11 protein-coding genes are annotated in these 19193 nt (G+C 71.3%); 2 read left to right on the top strand and 9 right to left on the bottom strand.

Annotated elements, in window-relative coordinates:
* The first annotated feature begins 100 nt into the window (after window positions 1-100).
* Entirely contained in the window at window positions 101-1585 is a 1485-nt protein-coding gene (locus QM720_RS07770) for a L,D-transpeptidase family protein (RefSeq protein ID WP_415125543.1), read from the top strand.
* 162 nt (window positions 1586-1747) lie between these two features.
* Here QM720_RS07770 and QM720_RS07765 read toward each other — a convergent pair whose 3' ends face one another.
* Window positions 1748-3964 (bottom strand): NADP-dependent isocitrate dehydrogenase, encoded by a 2217-nt coding sequence (locus QM720_RS07765; protein WP_415125542.1) that lies wholly within the window; start codon window positions 3962-3964, stop codon window positions 1748-1750.
* A gap of 175 nt (window positions 3965-4139) precedes the next feature.
* Here QM720_RS07765 and QM720_RS07760 point away from each other — a divergent pair, with 175 nt between their 5' ends.
* Window positions 4140-4592 carry a GNAT family N-acetyltransferase gene (locus QM720_RS07760; protein ID WP_415125541.1) on the top strand — a complete coding sequence of 151 codons (453 nt, stop codon included), beginning with the start codon at window positions 4140-4142 and terminating at the stop codon, window positions 4590-4592.
* A 236-nt stretch (window positions 4593-4828) separates the two neighbouring features.
* Here QM720_RS07760 and QM720_RS07755 read toward each other — a convergent pair whose 3' ends face one another.
* The 8 genes from QM720_RS07755 to QM720_RS07720 form a co-directional block, all read right to left on the bottom strand.
* The gene (locus QM720_RS07755) at window positions 4829-8515 is read right to left on the bottom strand and encodes an ABC transporter ATP-binding protein (protein WP_415125540.1); all 3687 of its coding nucleotides are present in this window, start codon (window positions 8513-8515) and stop codon (window positions 4829-4831) included.
* A gap of 395 nt (window positions 8516-8910) precedes the next feature.
* Entirely contained in the window at window positions 8911-10611 is a 1701-nt protein-coding gene (locus tag QM720_RS07750) for a hypothetical protein (RefSeq protein ID WP_415125539.1), read from the bottom strand.
* A gap of 5 nt (window positions 10612-10616) precedes the next feature.
* Window positions 10617-10841, bottom strand: a complete 225-nt coding sequence (locus QM720_RS07745) for a hypothetical protein (RefSeq protein ID WP_415125538.1) — start codon at window positions 10839-10841, stop codon at window positions 10617-10619.
* A gap of 106 nt (window positions 10842-10947) precedes the next feature.
* On the bottom strand, window positions 10948-11238 hold the full coding sequence (locus QM720_RS07740) for a WXG100 family type VII secretion target (RefSeq protein ID WP_231370862.1): 291 nt from the start codon (window positions 11236-11238) through the stop codon (window positions 10948-10950).
* 94 nt (window positions 11239-11332) lie between these two features.
* Window positions 11333-15844 (bottom strand): FtsK/SpoIIIE domain-containing protein, encoded by a 4512-nt coding sequence (locus tag QM720_RS07735; RefSeq protein ID WP_415125537.1) that lies wholly within the window; start codon window positions 15842-15844, stop codon window positions 11333-11335.
* Window positions 15841-17160 carry an RDD family protein gene (locus QM720_RS07730; RefSeq protein ID WP_415125536.1) on the bottom strand — a complete coding sequence of 440 codons (1320 nt, stop codon included), beginning with the start codon at window positions 17158-17160 and terminating at the stop codon, window positions 15841-15843. Before QM720_RS07730 ends, QM720_RS07735 begins: the two co-directional genes overlap by 4 nt.
* Entirely contained in the window at window positions 17157-18026 is an 870-nt protein-coding gene (locus QM720_RS07725) for a hypothetical protein (protein ID WP_415125535.1), read from the bottom strand. The genes QM720_RS07730 and QM720_RS07725 overlap by 4 nt, the downstream gene beginning before the upstream one ends.
* A 55-nt stretch (window positions 18027-18081) precedes the next feature.
* The gene (locus QM720_RS07720) at window positions 18082-19176 is read right to left on the bottom strand and encodes a hypothetical protein (RefSeq protein WP_415125534.1); all 1095 of its coding nucleotides are present in this window, start codon (window positions 19174-19176) and stop codon (window positions 18082-18084) included.
* Between the last annotated feature and the right edge of the window lie 17 nt (window positions 19177-19193).

The raw sequence follows: 19193 nt of genomic DNA, 5'->3' as shown, positions 1-19193 counted from the left end.
CCCGAGGGCACTGCGCGCACACCCCGGATTTCCGCGTGCATCGCGTACCATAGAAGGGCGCGGTCTCGCGCTCTTTGCGCTCAATCACGGGGGTGTCGCGGTGACGGATCTCGCCACGAAGGACGATACCGGGCAGACTCCGGCCGTCCCGTCGTCCGTCGACGACGCCGCGGCGACCGCCGTGCTCGGCGCGGCACCGCCGACCGACGCCGGAGCGCCCGTGCAGTGGGCGCCGTCCGAGCCCGCCCCGAAGAAGAAGCGCCTCTGGCTGTGGATCGGCGTGCCGGTCGCCGTCGTCACGGCCGGTGCGGTCGCGGCATCCCTCGTGCTCATCGCGCCGGGCACCTCCGTCGCCGGCGTCCCGGTCGGCCTGCTCACCGAGGGCGCGGCCACCGACGCCGTCGCGCAGCAGCTCGCCGCCACGACCGTCGTGCTCGGGGAGGGCGGCCCGTCCGTCACCGCCGCCGAGCTCGGCGCGACCCTCGACGCCGGCGCCCTGGCGTCGGCCGCGTTCGATCAGCGCCCGATGTGGAACCTCACGCAGTGGTTCGGCGACCCCGTCAGCGCTCCCGTCACCCTCGACGCCGACACGGCGACGGCGGCGCTGCGCGACGCGCTGCCGGGCAGCTACCTCGACCCGGTGGCCGCGACCGTCGCCTTCGACGGCACCGCCTACACCGTGACCCCGGCCGTCGCCGGTCACGGCATCGACCTCGACGTCGTCACGGCGGCGCTGAACACGGCCTTCGCCGCGGGCGAAGAGTCGACGACGATCGACGTCGTCACGAGCCCCGTCGCCTCCCCGGCCACGACCGAGAAGGCGCAGGCCGCGGCCGACGAGGCGAACGCGATGCTCGCGAACATCGGCTTCTACGTCGGCGACGAGCGCACCGTCCCGGTCGACGCCGCCACCGCCGCGAGCTGGCTGACGATCACCGCCGACGCAAAAGGCGGGTACGAGATCACCGCGGATGCCGCGAAGATCCAGCCCGTCGTCGACACGCTCCAGCCGCTCGTCGACCGCGCTGCGGCCAACGGCACAGTCATCACCAACTCCGACGGCACCGTGCTGGAGACGACCATCCCGGGCGCCGACGGGCGCGTGCTCGGCGACACGAGCGAGGTCGCAACCGAGTTCGCGGCACAGCTCGCGTCGGGCAACGGCGTCTACACCCTGCCCGTCGAGGTCACGCCGGCGGTCACGACGACGCTGCAGCGCCTGCTCGAGGTCGACCTGAGCGAGCAGCGGCTGTACCTCAAGGAGAACGGCGCCGTCGTCGACTCGTGGTACATCTCCAGCGGCGAGAGCCGCTCGCCGACCGAGACCGGCCACTACCGCGTCAACAGCCACTACCGCGTGCAGACGATGACCTCGACGTCATCGACCGACGCATACTGGAACTACGACGTCCCCAACGTCGAGTGGATCATGTATTTCAACGGCAGCCAGGCGTTCCACGGCGTGTACTGGCACAACAACTTCGGCACCGCGATGAGCCACGGCTGCGTCGGCATGCCCAACTACCGCGCCGAGCAGATCTACACCTGGGCCCCCACCGGCACCGACGTCTGGATCCACGCCTAACCCTCCCGGCATCCCCCTCCCCCGTCCTCCCCCGTTACCCTGACCGCGAGACTGCATCGGTGCACCGAGACTGCAGCTGCCGGCCGCTGTTTCGGTGCACAGATGCTGTTTCGCGGGAGCGCTGTGGCGGAAGGAGGGGGTGGATGCTGCGGCATCACCCCGTCAGAGGGCGTCGATGACGGCGTTGAGCGTCGCCGAGGGGCGCATGACGGCGGCGACCTTCGCCTCGTCGGGGTGGTAGTAGCCGCCGATCTCGACCGGGTGACCCTGCACACCGTTCAGCTCCGCGACGATCCGCTCCTCGGCGGCGGTCAACGCCGCCGCAACCGGCGCGAAGGCGGCGGCCAGCTCGGCATCCGCGCTCTGGCGCGCGAGCTCCTGCGCCCAGTACAGGCCCAGGTAGAAGTGGCTGCCGCGGTTGTCGATCGTGCCCAGCGCACGGCCCGGCGAGCGGTCGTTCTCGAGGAACGTGCCGGTGGCGGCATCGAGGGTGTCGGCGAGCACGCGCGCCTTCGCGTTGCCGGTGTACTCGGCGAGGTGCTCGAACGATGCCGCGAGCGCGAAGAACTCGCCGAGCGAATCCCAGCGCAGGTAGTCCTCTTCCAGCAGCTGCTGCACGTGCTTGGGCGCCGACCCGCCGGCGCCGGTCTCGAACAGCCCCCCGCCGGCCAGCAGCGGCACGATCGAGAGCATCTTCGCCGACGTGCCGACTTCGAGGATCGGGAACAGGTCGGTGAGGTAGTCGCGCAGCACGTTGCCGGTCACCGAGATGGTGTCCTCGCCCTTGCGCAGCCGCGCCAGGGAGAACCGGGTCGCCTCGTCGGGCGGCAGGATGAGGATCGTCACGTCGCCGGTGTCGACGGTCGCGAGCGCCTGGTGCACCTTCGCGATCAGCTGCGCGTCGTGCGCACGGGTGAGGTCGAGCCAGAACACGGCCGGGGCGCCGGTGGCGCGGGCGCGCGCGACGGCCAGGCGCACCCAGTCGACGACCGCGATGTGCTTGGTCTGCGTCGCACGCCAGATGTCGCCCGCGCCGACCTCGTGCTCGATGAGCACCGTGCCGTCGCTCGCCAGGACCTGCACGACGCCGTCGGACGGGATCTCGAACGTCTTGTCGTGGCTGCCGTACTCCTCGGCGGCCTGCGCCATGAGGCCGACGTTGGGCACGGTGCCGATCGTCGCCGGGTCGAGCGGGCCGTTGGCGATGACGTCGTCGATGACCGCCTGATAGACGCCGGCGTACGACGAGTCGGGGATGACGGCGATCGTGTCGTCCTCACCGCCGTCGACACCCCACAGCTTGCCGCCGTTGCGGATGAGGGCGGGCATCGACGCGTCGACGATGACGTCGCTGGGCACGTGCAGGTTCGTGATGCCCTTGTCGCTGTTCACGTACGACAGGCGCGGGCCGCCCTGCAGGTCGGCGGCGAAGGCGGCGGCGATGGCCTCTCCCCCGTCGACCTCGCCGAGTCCGGCCAGGATCGCACCCAGGCCGTTGTTGCCGTCCAGGCCCGCGGCATCCAGGGTGGCACCGTAGGTGTCGAAGACGTCCTTGAAGAAGGCGCGCACGACGTGACCGAAGATGATGGGGTCGCTGACCTTCATCATCGTCGCCTTCAGGTGCACCGAGTACAGCACGTTCTCGGCCTTGGCCTGCGCGATCGTGTCGGCCAGGAACGCGTCGAGCGCCCGCGCCGACAGGAAGGTCGCGTCGATCACCTCGCGCGGGAGCACCTTCAGGCCCTCCTTGAGCACCGTGACGGTGCCATCGGATGCCGTGTGCCGCACCGACAGGACGTCGTCGTGCGCGGCGACCCAGCTCTTCTCGTTGCTCTTGAAGTCGTCGTGGCCCATCGTCGCGACGCGGGTCTTCGAGCCGACCGCGAACGGCTTGTTGCGGTGCGGATGCTTGCGGGCGTAGTTCTTCACCGACAGCGGCGCGCGGCGGTCGCTGTTGCCCTCGCGCAGCACCGGGTTGACCGCCGACCCCTTGATGCGGTCGTAGCGGGCGCGGATGTCCTTGTCCTCGACCGTCGCCGCGTCGTCGGGATAGTCGGGGATGTCGTAGCCCTGCGACTGGAGCTCGGCGATCGCCGCCTTGAGCTGGGGGATGGATGCCGAGATGTTCGGCAGTTTGATGATGTTCGCCTCGGGGAGCGTGGCCAGGCCGCCGAGCTCGGCGAGGGCGTCGCCCACCTGCTGCTCGGGATTCAGCCGCTGCGGGAACGCCGCGAGGATGCGGCCGGCCAGCGAGATGTCGCGGGTGTCGATCTCGACGCCCGCCTGCCCGGCGAAGGCCTTCACGATCGGCAGGAACGACGCGGTGGCCAGTGCCGGAGCCTCGTCGGTGTGGGTGTAGATGATGGTGGACTCAGGCACGTCTGGTCTTCCTGTTTCGTCGGGTTCCCGAGGGCGTCGCGGATCGATTCTCAGCCTAGCGCACCGGCGAAAGTATCTTGACGTCGAGATATCTCCGGCCGGCCGGCCGCACGGCTGTGCCATTTCATGACGAATCCCTGATGCCGCGGGGCGGACAGGGCGGTACCCTGGAGTCATGACCGCGCTGCGCCTCGTGGAACTGTCCGCCGCGACGATCGTCGCGGTCAACACCATGTCCCTCAAGCCCGGTCAGGAGCAGTTCCTCGCTCCCACCAGTTACGCCGTGGCGGGCGCCGTCGTGAACCCGGCGACGGCGTGGCAGCGCGTCGTGCTCGACGACGACGAGGTCGTCGGCTTCGTCAGCGCGAACTTCGATCCCGACGCGCCGCAGGAGTATTTCCGCTCCGTCCTGTGGCGCATCAACGTGGGCGCCGACGACCAGGGCCGCGGCGTCGGCCGCTTCGCGGTGGAGAAGCTCCTCGAAGAGGCCCGCTCGCGCGGCATGGATCGCGTCGACGTGATCTACGAGGGCGGGCACGACGGCCCCGGGGCGTTCTTCGAGCGCGTCGGGTTCACTCCGGTGGACGAGACCGAGTACGGCGAAGTCGTCGCCGAGATCCGCCTGTAATCAGCAGCGCCGCCCTCCATCGCTCCATCTCACCCGCAGACCGGCGGCGGGGTCTCGAGCCACCCTCCCCCTTCGAGGCCCCGTCGCCCCGGGTCCGCCGTTCGGCCGCGCGTGCCCCCGGCATCCGCCCTCGCGGCGACGGCAGGCCTTTCACCGAGACCCGCTCTGTGCGTCGAGACCCACGTTCTGCGCGTGGGTCTCGACGCAGAATGTGGGTCTCGGCGTCGGCGGATGCGCTAGACCAGCGACTCGCGCCAGGCCGCGTGCAGCTGCGCGAACTTGCCCGTGCCGGCGACGAGGACGTCGGGGGCGTCATCCTCGATGATGCGGCCGTACTCCATCACGAGCACCCGGTCGGCGATCGCGACCGTCGACAGGCGGTGCGCGATGATGATCGCCGTGCGGCCGCCCAGCAGCGTCTGCAGCGCCAGCTGGATCTGGCGCTCGCTGGGGATGTCCAGCGACGCCGTCGCCTCGTCGAGGATCAGCACCGCCGGGTTCGCCAGGAAGGCCCGCGCGAACGAGATCAGCTGCCGCTGCCCCGCCGACACGCGGCCGCCGCGCTTGTTCACATCCGTGCCGTAGCCGTCGGGCAGCCGCTCGATGAAGGCGTCCGCGCCCACCGCGCGGGCGGCGGCCTTGATCTCCTCCAGCGTCGCGTCGGGCTTGCCCAGCGCGATGTTGTCGGCGACGGTGCCGCTGAACAGGTACGCCTCCTGCGTCACCATGACGATCGCGCGGCGCAGATCCTTCGGATGCAGCGCCCGCAGGTCGACGCCGTCGAGCGTGACGGCGCCCCGAGTCGGGTCGTAGAAGCGCGACACGAGCTTGGCGAGGGTCGACTTGCCCGCACCGGTCGTGCCGACCAGCGCGATCGTCTGACCGGCCGGGATGTCGAGTGAGAAGTCGGGCAGGATCGTGCGGTCGCCGGAATAGCCGAACTCGACGCCCCGGAACTCGATGTGCCCCTTCGCCTCCCACAGGTCGACCGGGTGGGCCGGGTCGGGCACCGTCGGCTCCTCCTCCAGCACGCCCGAGACCTTCTCCAGTGCGGCCGTGGCCGACTGGTACGAGTTCAGGAAGAACGCGATCTCCTGCAGCGGCGAGAAGAAGTTGCGCACGTACAGCACGGCCGCCAGCAGCGTTCCGACGAGCAGTTCGCCCTGCGTGACCCGGATGCCGCCCCACACCAGCACGCCCGTGACGGCGAACGCCGACACCGCCATCATGCCAGGCTCGAACGTGCCGAACAGGCGCAGCGAGCGCATGTTCACGTCGCGGTACTGGCCCGCAAGATCGCCGAACTCCTCATCGTTGCGCGGCTCTTTGCGGAAGGCCTTGACGGCGCGGATGCCGGTCATCGTCTCGACGAACTTCACGATCACCTTGGCGCTCACCACCCGCGACTCGCGATACGTCCGCTGCGAGTTGCGGTAGAACCAGCGCATGAGGAGCCCCAGCGGCACGGCGGCCAGCGCCAGCACGACGCCCGACTGCCAGTCCAGCAGCAGCAGCGCAATGAGCGTGAACCCGCCGTACAGCACCCCCGAGACGAGCTCGTTGAGGCCGCCGTCGAGGAGCTCGCGGATCGAGTCGAGGTCGCTCGTCTGCCGCGAGATGATGCGGCCCGACGTGTACGACTCGTGGAACTCCAGGCTGAGCCGCTGCGTGTGCAGGAAGATGCGCTTGCGCAGGTCGAGCATGACGGCCTGCGTGAGGCGCGCCGCCACGACGGCGTACCAGCCGATCAGGGCCGCGCCGCCGATGCCGGCGACGAGGTAGACGGCCACCACGACGATCGTCGGCATCCAGTTCGCATCGTCGATCACCTGCGGCAGCGCCGTGTTCAGGCCGTACGCGATCAGCGCGGGGCCGGCGACACGCAGCGCCGTCGAGATCGTCAGCACGACGCCGGCGAGGATGAGCTGCCGGCGCAGCGGGCCCACGAGCGAACCCAGCAGCCGCAGCGAGCGACGGCGGATGGCGCGCGACTCGTCGCGCGTGTAGTCCGACCGGTCTTCGCCGATCGTTCCGGCGACGGATGCCGTGCTCATCGGTTCACCTCCATGGCGTTCTGGCGGGCTTTCAGCTGCGCATCCTCCAGGCTCGAAGATGACGTGCCGGTAGTGATCCGACGACCGCAGCAGCTCGGCGTGCGTGCCGACCGCCGTGATGCGGCCGGCCTGCAGCAGGGCGACACGGTCGGCGAGCAGCACCGTCGACGGCCGGTGCGCGACGACGAGGGTCGTCGTGTCGGCCATGACCTCGCGCAGCGCGTCTTCGACGAGCGCCTCGGTATCGACGTCGAGGGCCGACAGCGGGTCGTCGAGCACGAGCACCGCCGGTCGCGCCGCGACGGCACGGGCGAGCGCAAGCCGCTGACGCTGACCGCCCGACAGCGACAGCCCCTCCTCGCCGATGATCGTGTCGACGCCGTCGGGCAGGTCGTCGACGAAGCCGGCCTGCGCGACGGCGAGCGCCTCGCGCAGCACGGCCTCGGCCTCGGGGCTGCCCGGTTCGAGGTCTTCGCGGCCGAGCAGGACGTTCTCGCGCACCGACTGCGAGAACAGCGTCGCATCCTCGAAGGCCATGCCGACGTGCGTGCGCAGCTCACGCAGGGTGAGGTCGCGCACGTCCACGCCGTCGATCGTGACGCGGCCGCCGGTGACGTCGTACAGCCGCCCCGGCAGCGTCGTGAGGGTCGTCTTGCCCGAGCCGGTGAGGCCCACGAGCGCCATCGTCTCGCCCGGTTCGAGCCGCAGCTCGATGCCGTCGAGGAGATCCCGTTCGGATGCCGCGGCATCCTGGTACCGGAAATGCGCACCCTCGAAGGCGAGCGCGCCGCGCGGGGTCGCCACCGTCGTCGGGTCGGCGGCGTCGACGATCGTGTTCTCCTCGTCGAACACCTCGAAGATGCGGTCGGTCGCGGTGCGGGCGTCGAGCAGGAACGAGAAGAGGAAGCCGATCGACTCCATCGGCCAGCGCAGCACCGTCGCCATCGCGAAGAAGGCGACGAGCTCGGCGAGGCTCAGCTGGCCGAGCTGCTGCAGCACGATGCCGACGCCCAGGCACAGCGCGAACGCGATGTCGGGCAGCAGCACGAGCCAGAACCAGATCCAGCCCACGGCGCGGGCCTTCTTGATCTCGGTCTCGCGCAGGGTCTCGGCCTGGTGCGTGAACTTGCGCAGGGCGTGCGCGCCGCGGCCGAACGCCTTCAGCACCCGGATGCCGTGCACGCTCTCCTCGACGCTGGTCGCGAGGTCGCCGGCCTGGTCCTGGCTCTGCCGCGCGAGCACGCCGTAGGCGTTCTCGAAGCGGTATCCGGCGTACCACAGCGGCGCGCACACGACGAGAAAGCTCACCCCGAGCGCCCAGTGCCAGCGGAACAGCAGCAGCATGCCGACGAGGATCGTCAGCGTATTGACGACGAGCAGCACGATGCCGAAGGCCATCCAGCGGCGCAGCATGCTGATGTCCTGCATCATGCGGCTCAGGAGCTGACCCGACTGCCAGCGGTCGTGGAAGGCGACCGGCAGGCGCTGCAGGCGCCGGTAGAAGCTCGTGCGCAGGTCGTACTCGACCCTGGTCGAGGGGCCCAGCACGAACCAGCGCCGGAACCACACCATGAGAGCCTCGAGCAGCCCGAGCGCGAGGATCGCGACCGAGCCCCAGACCAGCTGGGCGAGGTCGCCGGAGGCGATCGGCCCCTGCACGAGCACCTCCAGCACGAGCGGGATCGAGAGGGCGAGCAGGCTCGCGACGAGCGCGCTGACGGCGCCGAGGACGAGGCGCGGCAGGACGGGCTTCGCGAACGGGTAGAGCCGCGCGAGCGCGCGCGGGGTGGACAGCCGCTCGGTCTGCGCGGGGGCTGTTGCGGCGGCCGTTGCGGTGGCTGTTGCGGGGGAGTCGCTGACGGAGGTCATGATCCTTGTGGGGTGGTACGGGTGCCGAGGTGATCGCTCGACGGAAAGGGTGGGCGCGCGGCGGCGCCACAGGACGAGCCGTCCTGTCAGGGAGAACACCGCACGCGGCGGGGCTATGCCGCCGGAAGAGAGCGCGCGGGCGTTACCCCCGGGACGATCCGGTGAACCGGGTGACTCCGGCGCCGGAGGCGACCGGGAGGACGGCGGGCTTCGTTGCGACGATGGCCGTGGACATGGCTTCCTCCAGAGAGTCGGTGGGCGGGGACGACAGCCCTCCAGAATATGCCGTGCAGGCTCTGCCCGCAACCAACTTGCAGGATCACCCGTGACAGAAGTGAACTCGGCGGCCCGAAACCGGCCGCCGAGTCACACCCGGTCCTGCAAACTGGCGCGGGTCAGGGCACGACGGCCCAGTGCGCGACGCCCCAGGTCAGCGACGCCGGGGAGTTGCGGGCGGCGACGCCGGTGACGCCCCGATCGACGACCGTGACGACCGGGTTCATCGCGAGCGGGCGCACGACGGCGGCACGCACGATCGATGCCTCGATCTCCCCCAGCAGCTCGCGCGCCTGGTAGACGTCGACGGTCTGGGCGAGCTGCGCGATGAGGTCGTCGCGGTCGGCGTCGGGCGGGGCCAGCCCCGCCGCGCTCCCCCACTGTTCGGCGAGCCGCGCCGGGGTCAGGGGCACCGGCGTCCGGTCGATGAGCGCGTCCCAGCCGCCGGCCGCGACGGCCGCGCCCAGGTCGTCGCTGCCGCAGTCCGCGACGGCCCACCCGGCCTCGGCCGCCGCGTCGCGCAGCGCCGCGAACGCCCCGGCGGCGAACGCGCTGCCACGGTCGTACAGCACGCACACGGCGGTTCCGGCCGGGATGCCGGCGGCCTCGCGGTCGAGCGCCGCGTCGTCGGCGGGCGTGCCGAGCGCCGCCGTGAACCCCGAGTCCTCGGCCACGATGTCGTAGGCGCGCGACCCGGGCACGGCCACCACCGACGTCGTCTTCGCGTACGCCGACGCCCATTCGCCGGCGCCGCGGTCGATCAGGTCGTTCACGGGCGCCATCCGCAAGAACGCCGCCCGCGCCGCCGTGCCCGCGAACACGCCGGCCGGGCGCAGCCGCACGGTCCAGACGCTGCCGTCGTTGGTCGCCTCCGCCGTGGAGTCGAGCCGCTCCAGCTCGTGGATGGGCGCGCGGTTCTCGGCGGTGGGGGCCACCTGCGCGACATCCAGTGTGTCGCCGATGGCCGCGATCGGGTCGTCGCCCGAGGGCACCAGGTCGATCTGGGCGACCTGCGCGGTCACGGCCCCGCGATATCCCGCGTTGGGGACGAGGGTCACGCTCTGCCCGTCGATCCCCCCGCTGACCTCGCCGACCTGATACGGGCCGCTGGAGACGAGCAGGTCCGCGGAGAGCCCGGTCCCGTCGCCGACGTCGAACCCGCTGTGCCAGGCCTCGGCGATCGCGGCGAGGGCCGTGGCGTCATCGTCCTCGATCGCCCGGATCACCGACTGCTTGGCCTGCATGGCGTCGTCTTCGCCGAACGCGAGCCGCCCGACGATGTGCGCCGGCACCTGCGCCGACACGGCCGTCTGCCACCCGATCGTCGGCTGCGGGAAGGTCACCTCGATCGCGCGGGCGAACTCGTCCACCGTCGGGACGGCGTGCGCCGCGTCGGGGCCACCGTCAGGGTCGCCGTCGAGATCCAGGATGCCGGTCGCCGCCGCCCAGCCGAGCAGCAGGTCGGCGGCATCCAGCGGCGTGCCGTCCGACCACGACGGCTCGGCGAGGTCGTAGCGCACGGTGAACGGGTCGTCGCCGACGATCGAGACCGTCCCGAAGCCCGGGTCGGCGACGAACTCGCCGTCGACGACGGCGCCGAAGTCGTCCCGGGTCGCGGCGGCGATGTCGAGGTTGCCGGCGGTCGGATCGGCGAGGGCGTTGAGCGAGGTGAGCTCACCCGGCCACGCCACGACGACGCGCGTGCCGGCGACCACCGTCGCCGGCGCCGACGGGGCGCACGCCGCCAGCGCGACCACGAGCAGCGCGACGACGGATGCCGCGGCAGGTGGTCTCGCGGGGCTCGTCGAGGAAGCCGGCATCCGGATCAGGCGAGGTCGGTGCCGTCGTCGAGCTCGGCGGCCATCTCGCGGAACGGCTCGCTCTCTTCGCTCTCCAGCCAGGCGCGCGCGTATTCGATCAGCACGGCCGGCGACTCCTCGGCCTCCTGGGCGCTCGGGAACGGCCCCAGGCAGTCCTCCGAGGGACGTTCGTCGCCCCGGACGACGGTCTGCGTCGTGAGGTTGTACCAGTAGCTCTGCGACGGTGTCATCGGCGGTGCGCTCCGTTCATCTCCCCGATCCTATTCAACCCGCACATGCGACACGGGCCGTGGGTGATCCGGAGATCACCGCACGACCCGTGTCGACGCCGCGGTCTCAGCCGCCGGCCAGCTCCGCGTCGGTGTCGCGGATGCGGTCGGCCATGCGGTCGAGCGCCTGGGCCATGTCGTTGACCGCCTCGGCGGCGTCATCGAGCGAGGTGGTCAGCTCGGAGTAGGCGGTCGAGTACGCCTCCGACGCGTTCTCGGTCTTGAACCCGTCCTGCACGAGGTCATCGATGATGCCCTGCAGCTCCTTCAGCGTGTCGGTGACGGTCTGACGTCCGTCGCGCAGCCGCTGCGCTGCACTCTCCATCTCGCTGTATGTTGCACCGAAATCGTGTGCCATGAACCCGCCTCCCAGCGTTTCGACTTTGCGCGGGCCACTCGGCCGCTACATGATCGATGCTACCCAAAGATCACGACAGCTCACATGGGGAGAACTACCCATGGTCATCCGCAGTGTCGGCGACGAACGGCAGCTGCATCGTGACGGCGCGGCCCGCCTGCACGAAGATGCCGCGCCCCACGGGGAAGTCCGACCGCTTGATGCGGCCGAACGGCGTCTTGAAGATCGCCTCGCCGTCGTACGTGTCGGGCTTGAGCACAATGCCCTGACGGGCCGACTTCCACTCGCCCAGCACGCCGATCGTGCCGCTCGCGCGCGCGATCTCGGCTTCGCCGACGAGCAGGTGCTCGCTGTCGTTCATCGCCTGCAGGAGCGCCCGCATGGGACGGTCGGCGGCCCCGTCGGACAGGTGCGGCATGTCTTCGATGACGATCATGATGCGCGCCTCGGGAGACTCGCTGACCACCAGCTCGGTCAGCTCCGTCGCGAGATCCTTCTCGTCGTCGGGTCGCGTCGCACTGCGCACCCAGGGCCGGAAGTCCTTGAGCTCCGCACGCCGGCTGCCGAAGTGGTACAGCCGCACGTCTGGATCGAACCGCTCCATCGCGACGATGAGCGCCTTCAGCGCGTTCGTACGCCCGGATGCCGGCGGCCCCGAGACGACGAACGATCCGATCGGCTCGAACCCGCGCGGCGCCAGGGTGTCGTCGGCGACGCCGAACACCGGCATCCCGTCGACGCTCGCGGGCAGGTCGGAAGCGGGCACCATCGTCGGCAGCGCGCCGACCTCGGGCAGGTCGCGCACGCCCTGCGCGCGCAGGCTCTCGCCGAGGGCGCCGAGGAGCTTGGTCTGCTCGACCGCGTTCGAGGTGCCGCCGAGCACGGCGATCTGCGCCTCGTGCCCGTCGATGACGGCGCGCCCCGGGCCCGACTGGTCGTCGAGCACGTCCCGCGGCACGCTGAGGAGCATGTACTGCGACGGGTCGCCCATGCGCAGCACGATCTTGCGCGAGATGTTCGACGCCACGGCGCTGGGCACGGCGTTGCCGCGGTCGGCGGTGAGCACGGTGTGCACGCCCAGCGTGCGCCCCTCGCCGAGGATGCGCATGAACGTGCGGTAGAACGGCCCCCGGCCGGGGGCGACCTCCCAGTCCTTCTTGAAGTCGGGGTAGTTGTCGATCAGCAGCAGGATGCGGGGCAGCTGCGGATCGGCGAGCTCGCGGTACTCCTGGATCGACGCGGCGCTCGCGGCGGAGAACGCCGCGGCGCGGCGGTCCATCTCGGCGTCGAGCGTGCGCAGCAGGCGCTGGATGCGCTCCACGTCGGCCCCGTCGACGACCGAGCCGACGTGCGGCAGCGCGGCCAGGGCGCCCAGGGCGCCGGTGGCGAAGTCGAGGCAGTAGACGTGCGTTTGGCCGGCGTCGGGACGCATCCCCGCCGCCGTCGCGATGGTCTTCAGCAGCGTCGACTTGCCCGACCCCGACGTGCCGTAGACGACGAGCGATCCGTCGCGATCGGGGACGAACACCGCCGCCTCCTGGAGCTGCCGCTCCGGCAGGTCGACGAGCGCGATGGGGATGCGCGTGTCGCCGTCGTTGGGGAGATCGCGCAGGTCGATGAGCGGCGACAGCTCGTCGAGCCAGGGGCGTCGCGGGCTCGGGAGGCCCGCCAGGGCACTGGCCGCCACGAGCGTCGACACGATGCGCTTCTGGTCGTTGGGGCCGAGATCCTCGTCGTGCACCTCCGACTCGGCGGGGCTGTCGTCCTCCCATTCGGGCGTCGCGCCGAAGCGCAGCTCGGCCACCCGGACCTCGGCGGCGGCCTCTTCGCCCGCCGTCCAGGCGCCGGTGTACGCGGACTGGAACGGCACGAGCCGCCCGGGGCCGGTCTTCGCGATGGCGCGCCCCGGCACGCTCGCCGGGAAGCCCGCGGCGACCTCGCTGTCGACGACGTCGCGCGAGTCGGCCTCGTCGGCCATGCGCAGCGCGATGCGCAGGTTGGTGTTCGCCCGGAGGTTGTCTTTGATGACGCCCGCGGGCCGTTGCGTGGCCATGATGAGATGGATGCCGAGTGAGCGCCCGCGCTGGGCGATGTCGACGACGCCGTCGACGAACTCCGGCATCTCCGACGCGAGAGCGGCGAACTCGTCGATCACGAGCACGAGCGAGGGCGGGCACTCGGGATCCTGGCGCTTTTCCAGTTCGAGCAGATCCTTGGCCTTCTTGCGGTTGAGCAGGTGCTCGCGGTGCTGCAGCTCGGCGCGCAGGCTCGTCAGTGCGCGGCGGACGAGGTGCGGGCTCAGGTCGGTGACAAGACCCACGCAGTGCGGCAGGTCGACGCAGTCGGCGAAGGCCGAACCGCCCTTGTAGTCGACGAAGAGGAAGGTCACCCGGTCGGGGCTGTGCGCCGCGGCCATGCCGAGCACCCACGCCTGCAGGAACTCGCTCTTGCCCGAGCCGGTCGTGCCGCCCACCAGCGCGTGCGGACCCTGCCCGCGCAGGTCGAGCGCCATGGCGTCGCTCGCGCCCTGCCCGATGATGGCGCGCAGCGTGCCCGCCTTCTTGAGCCGGGGCCGCGGCGCCGACGACCGATCGACGATGGTGTTGTTCTGCCGCCACCGTTCGATGACGACGCCCGGGTCTTCGGCGATCATCGGGTCGATGAGCTGCAGCAGCATGACCGCGCTCGGGATGTCCGACGCGTCCTGCACGACGGTGCTGGCGTCGACGACCGGCGCCAGGCGGCGGGCGAGCATCTGCATGTACACGTTCGACACGCCCTCGACGCGCACGTGGTCGTGGCTGTGGCCGCTGCGCACGAGGCCGACGTGGGCGTCGGCGAGGTCGCCGGTCACCTCGATGTAGCTGCGGCACACGGCGGGCAGCGACTCGACGGCGTGCGAGACGAAGACGGCGTGGACGCCGTGCTCGGCGCCGCGCTCGAGCACGTCGGTGAGCCGCCCGCGGTCGACGGGCGCGTCGCCGGCGACGAAGACGATGACCGACACCGGCGGCGCGGTCTTGCGGTCTTCGGCGGCGCGCGCGACGTCGGTGCCGTACCACTGCGGGTTCCAGTCGTCCTTGAACGGACCCCGCGGCTCGCTGATCTCGCCGCTCGCCGCGCGGCGCACGTACTCCTCCAGCGCGCTCAGCAGCGCCGCGGCGGTGGGCGCGGAGTCGGCGAGGGCGGCGCCCTGGAAGGGACTGCGCTCGCTGGAGGTGTGCGGCATCCATTTCAGCCAGTCCAGCTCACTCGTCCAGGTGGTGTCGGAGAAGGCGACGGCGACGATGTCGTTGGGCGCGTGCAGCCCGAACAGCTGCACCGCGATGCCGCGCATGGCGTCGGCGGCGAGCACCCGCGGCCCCGCGATGCCGATCGAGCCTGCGGCCGAGAGCGTGTCGAACACCGGGACGTCGTCGACCATCGCGTAGCGCTCACGCAGGCGGTCGACGCGGTCGATGAACTCGGGCAGCCCGTCGGGGGTCTCGGCGTCGTCGATCGCGTTGCGCGCCGGCAGCTGGCAGGCGCCCAGGCGCAGGCCGAGGAAGTTCCAGTGCTCGGGCCGCCTCGTCCACAGCAGCGGCCCGAGGCGCATCGCCTGATCGAAGACCTCCGCGACGGGCGGAGCCTCCGCGTTGCGCGCGCGCTCCTCCTCGGGCTTGCCCCGGAAGAAGTCCTCCTCCAACTGCTCGAACTGCCGCTCGAAGAGGAGGTACTCGTGGTTCTCGCTCTTCTTGCTCTGCACCGACTGGTTCACGAGGTTGAACAGGGCCATGAGCGGCGTCATCACGATGAGCAGGAGCGAGCGCGGGTTGCCGTTGAGCGCGAACAGCGCCGCGCCCATGAGGATCGGGGCGATCAGGATCGGCCAGGGGAAGACCTTGCCGATCTTCTCGGTGGGCAGCCGCGGCGGCTTGAACTTCGCGCCGGGGTAGCGCACCTCGACGCGCGGGCTGCGGTTGAACAGCAGGCCGCCGCCGCGTTCGATGATGGGATCCTCCTCGGCGGAGCCGTCCCACGCGCGGGTGAGGTACAGCACCAGCGTCGTGCCGCCGATCACGAACGGCGTGCCGTCGTCGATGCGCACGCGTTGCATCTGGACGCCGTCGACGAGCACGCCGTTGGCCGAGTTGAGGTCGACGATCTCGACGTACGCTCCCACCTCCAGTCGCGCGTGGCGCTTGGAGACCATGGGGTCGGCGAGCACGACGTCGTTGCCCTCGTCACGGCCGAGCGAGACGTGGCCCGCCGTCAGCGGGAACTCCTGGCCGGTCAGCGGGCCCGCCGTCGCGCGCAGCACGCCCACGACCTCGCGCCGGTCCGCGGCGGCGATCCCGACGCCGTAGTCGACGACGGATGCCGAGAACCCCGAACCGATCGGAGCCTCGCCGATGGCGATGTCGGGGTGCAGCGGCACCGGGCGCGCCCCCGTCGGCGGCGCCACCGCGAGTGTGAGCAGCGCACCGTCCGGGTAGCGGATGGAGCGCGAGGGGTCGGACTCGGCGATGTGGCGCGCCACGTCGCCGGCCGTCGCGGTGGAGTCGGCCGTGATGACGATGTCCACCGGTTCGCCGCTGGGGCGATTCAGGGTCAGCTTCAGTCTCACGCGATTCCTCCCGTCCGCACCACGGTCGCGAGGCGATCGCCGAGGCGGATCGCGTCGCCCTCGTACACGACCGCCGACGATCCGGGGGCGAGCTCGTGCTCGACGCCGCCGCGGATCACCGCGCATCCGTTGGTCGAGTGGCAGTCGACCAGTTCGAGCCCGCCGGCCACGGGTCGCACCAGCGCGTGGGTCTTCGACAGGGTCTTCGTCGTGTCGCCGATCGCGAGCGGCCGGGCACCCGGATGCGCGGTCGGGTCGGGATCGCGGCCGACCAGGAGCAGCCCCGACACGACGATGCTCTCGCCGGTGTCCAGGCGCAGCGCGAGCACGGCCGGCTGCGCGGGAGCCGGCCGAACGGGCTGCGCGGCGACCGGCTGCGGCGCCACGGGCTGTGGGATCGCGGGTTGCTGCGCGGCCACCGGCTGCGGGGCCACGGGCTGCGCGGCCACCGGCTGCGCGGCGGGTTGCTGCGCGGCCACCGGCTGCGGGGCCACCGGCTGCGGGGCCACGGGCGGTGTCGAGAGCTGCGCCGCCGCGGGCTGCGCCAGCGGCGCGGAGCCGCGCGGCTCCGACGAGCGCGAGACGCCGAGCACGCCGGCGCTGATCCGGCCGCCGGGACGATACTCCGGCTGCACCGCCGGGTCGCGCGGCGTCGCCAGCGAGGGCAGCTCCGCCCGCTCCTGCACCGGCTCGACCTTCACCGTCTTGCGCGCGATGCGCATCCGCTTCTCGTCAAAGGGGTTCAGCCCGGCGCGCACGTCGACGAGCCAGACGTTCGTCGCCCGGTCGTGCCAGCCGCGACCGCGACCCTGCGGGTCGAAGGTGGGCGAGAGCAGCACGAGGGTCGGCCCGATCACAGGGACCAGAGCGGATGCCGCGACGATGAGAAAGCGCAGCAGCACGGCGCCGACGCCGGGACGTTCCAGGGTCCGGACGTTCACGCTGCGAAGGCCCAGCATCGCCTTGCCGATCGTCATGCCGCGCAGACCCTGCAGCAGCCACTGGACGAGCGCGCACACCAGCATCAGCACCACCGAGACGGCCGCCATCACGGCGGAGAACACGAACCGCGGATGGTTGACGAACCCGTAGGGCGAGATCGACCCGTCCAGCAGCGTGAACACCAGCGGCATGGCCCCGAGCCACAGCGGCAGCTGCAGCATCAGCCAGATCGCGACGTCGCCGGCGAAGGCGAGGCTCCGCCGGCCGAACGGCGCACGCACGAGCCCCAGCTCCGCGGCGTACGCGGGGTCGGGGCGGCCCTGCGCATCCACGCCGTCGACGCGGGGCACCTCGTCGTCGATCTGCCAGATCATGCCCCGGCGTCTCGGGGTCGCTCGCCCGGCACGAAGTAGCGCGCCGGCGACAGGCCGGTGCGCACGACGGCGTCACCGGCGGCATCCAGGAACTGATCCAGAGTGGCGACGCTGAGCGCGCCGGCCGGGTCGGCGATGATGACGTTGTCCACGACCGGCAGGAGCGTCGCGGTGCCCTGCGGCCAGGTCGCGAAGGTGGTCGTGACGCCGCTTTCGAGCACGCGGATCTTCGGGTCGGCGACGTGGAGGTCGGGGCGCTGCAGCGCGACCGTCTGCGCCTCATACGCGCGGACGCTGAACAGGCGCAGCACGCGCGCGAACCTCAGCTCGAGCGCGCCGAAGCGGCCCTGCCAGGGGAACGGCTGCCAGCCGTCCGACGCGAGGACGATCGGATGCGCGCTCACCAGCGGGCCGCCGCCCTCGAAAAGCTGCTCGGCGAGGTCGAGCACGCGCGCGACGGCGGCCTCGTCGTCGGCCCCCGCCACGGCGACCCGGTCACGGGCCAGCGCGAACACGACGGGCGGGCCGGACAGCGCCAGCCCCGCGAGTCGGGACGGGTCGAGCACTGCGGCGGCAGACGCCTTCTCATCGTCGATCACGGTGAGCCCGTCGACGGGTGCGGGCACCGGCGCCGCGTCGGCGACGATTCCGAGCAGCACCTCACGGAACGGCCGAGGCCATCCCTCGGCCTGTCCTTCCGTGACGGCGGTGTGCTCCGGACCCTGATCGATCCCGACGAACAGGTCGCCGCCGACGTATTCCACACGGGGGTGAGCCGCGCCCGGCGCCGTCAGAGCGAGCACGCCGAGCCGGCTTGCGCCGTAGATGCGCGGCACCGCGCCGTTGCCACCGATCGTGTCGGTCATCCGGCCCCTCCTCGTCCTGTCTGCATGTCAGGCTATCCCGTCCCGCGGGGTGCGTTCATGCGCGGGGTGTTCCGATCACATCGGCGAGTGACCACGCGAGATCGACCTCGACCGCACCGGGCTTCGTTCGCCGCTCATCGACCCAGCTCACCGGAACCACCTGGACCGCCAACGTCAGATCCCCCGCCGACTCATCCCCGCACCACACGAGCGTCACACCCCTCGCACCCGCATCCGCCGGCTCGAAAGCCCACCACAACACCCGCGTCGCGCCCGCTCTCCGCAACGCCGCCGCATACGCGGCGATCCGGTCGCCTCCCCGATACGCGAGGTCGAAGGCCAGCGGCCGCCCCTCGTACTGCTCACACGCATCACTGACATCACTGCCGATCCGGTCGAACCGCCGCCGCTCCTCACCCGGATCGCGCCCACTTCCCGCAGGATTCGACTGTGCGGCCAACGGCAGAATGCGCACATCCCCACGCTCCAGCACATGAATGCCCGGACGAGGACGCCCGCCGCGCACCACCGCCTGAATCGCAGCCATGAGATCACGATCCCCCGCCGCGACGCGCCAGCCCGCGGCCTCCCCGACAGGCTCCCCCCGCACCACCCGACTGTCGGCGAACTCCTTCGCCGCCGTGATCGCATCCCACCCGAACCGCTCGACCACCGGCGGTGCCGACGCGGCCACCAGCGCCTCCCACCGCCCGAACTGCGGAACCGCCACCGTCGGGGCCAGCACGCCGGAAACCTCCCGCACCACGTCCTCCTCCAACGGCGACGACACCGTGATCAGCGCGACGCCGTCCGTCCCGAAGTCCTGCGTCACCGTCACCACACTCATGAACGGCACCCGGCGCTTGGGGTTGCCCTCCGGGTAGAACACGTCGATGACCTGCCGGCACACCAACACGCCTTCGACCGTCGCCCATTGCACCTGCCGCAACGGTGTCTTCTCGGGCGTGTAGAACGCGCCTCTGACGTGGTAGTTGTCACCGTCGAACGTGTCCCAACGGCTGGACATTGCCGTGAAGGACCATGCGGGCGGACGCTCGTTCGGGACGAACGTGATGAGCTTGCCCTCGGAGTAACGCTGCCGCGCTTCCTCCGGAGTGTAGAAGGGGTGGTCCGCCCTCAGCGGCTCCAAGCGGTAGAGCTCGAATC

It is taken from the genome of Microbacterium sp. (assembly GCF_047602155.1).
GTDB lineage: Bacteria > Actinomycetota > Actinomycetes > Actinomycetales > Microbacteriaceae > Microbacterium.
Note: the sequence above shows the minus strand (reverse complement) of the source record. Positions and strands in the feature narration are given on the sequence as shown.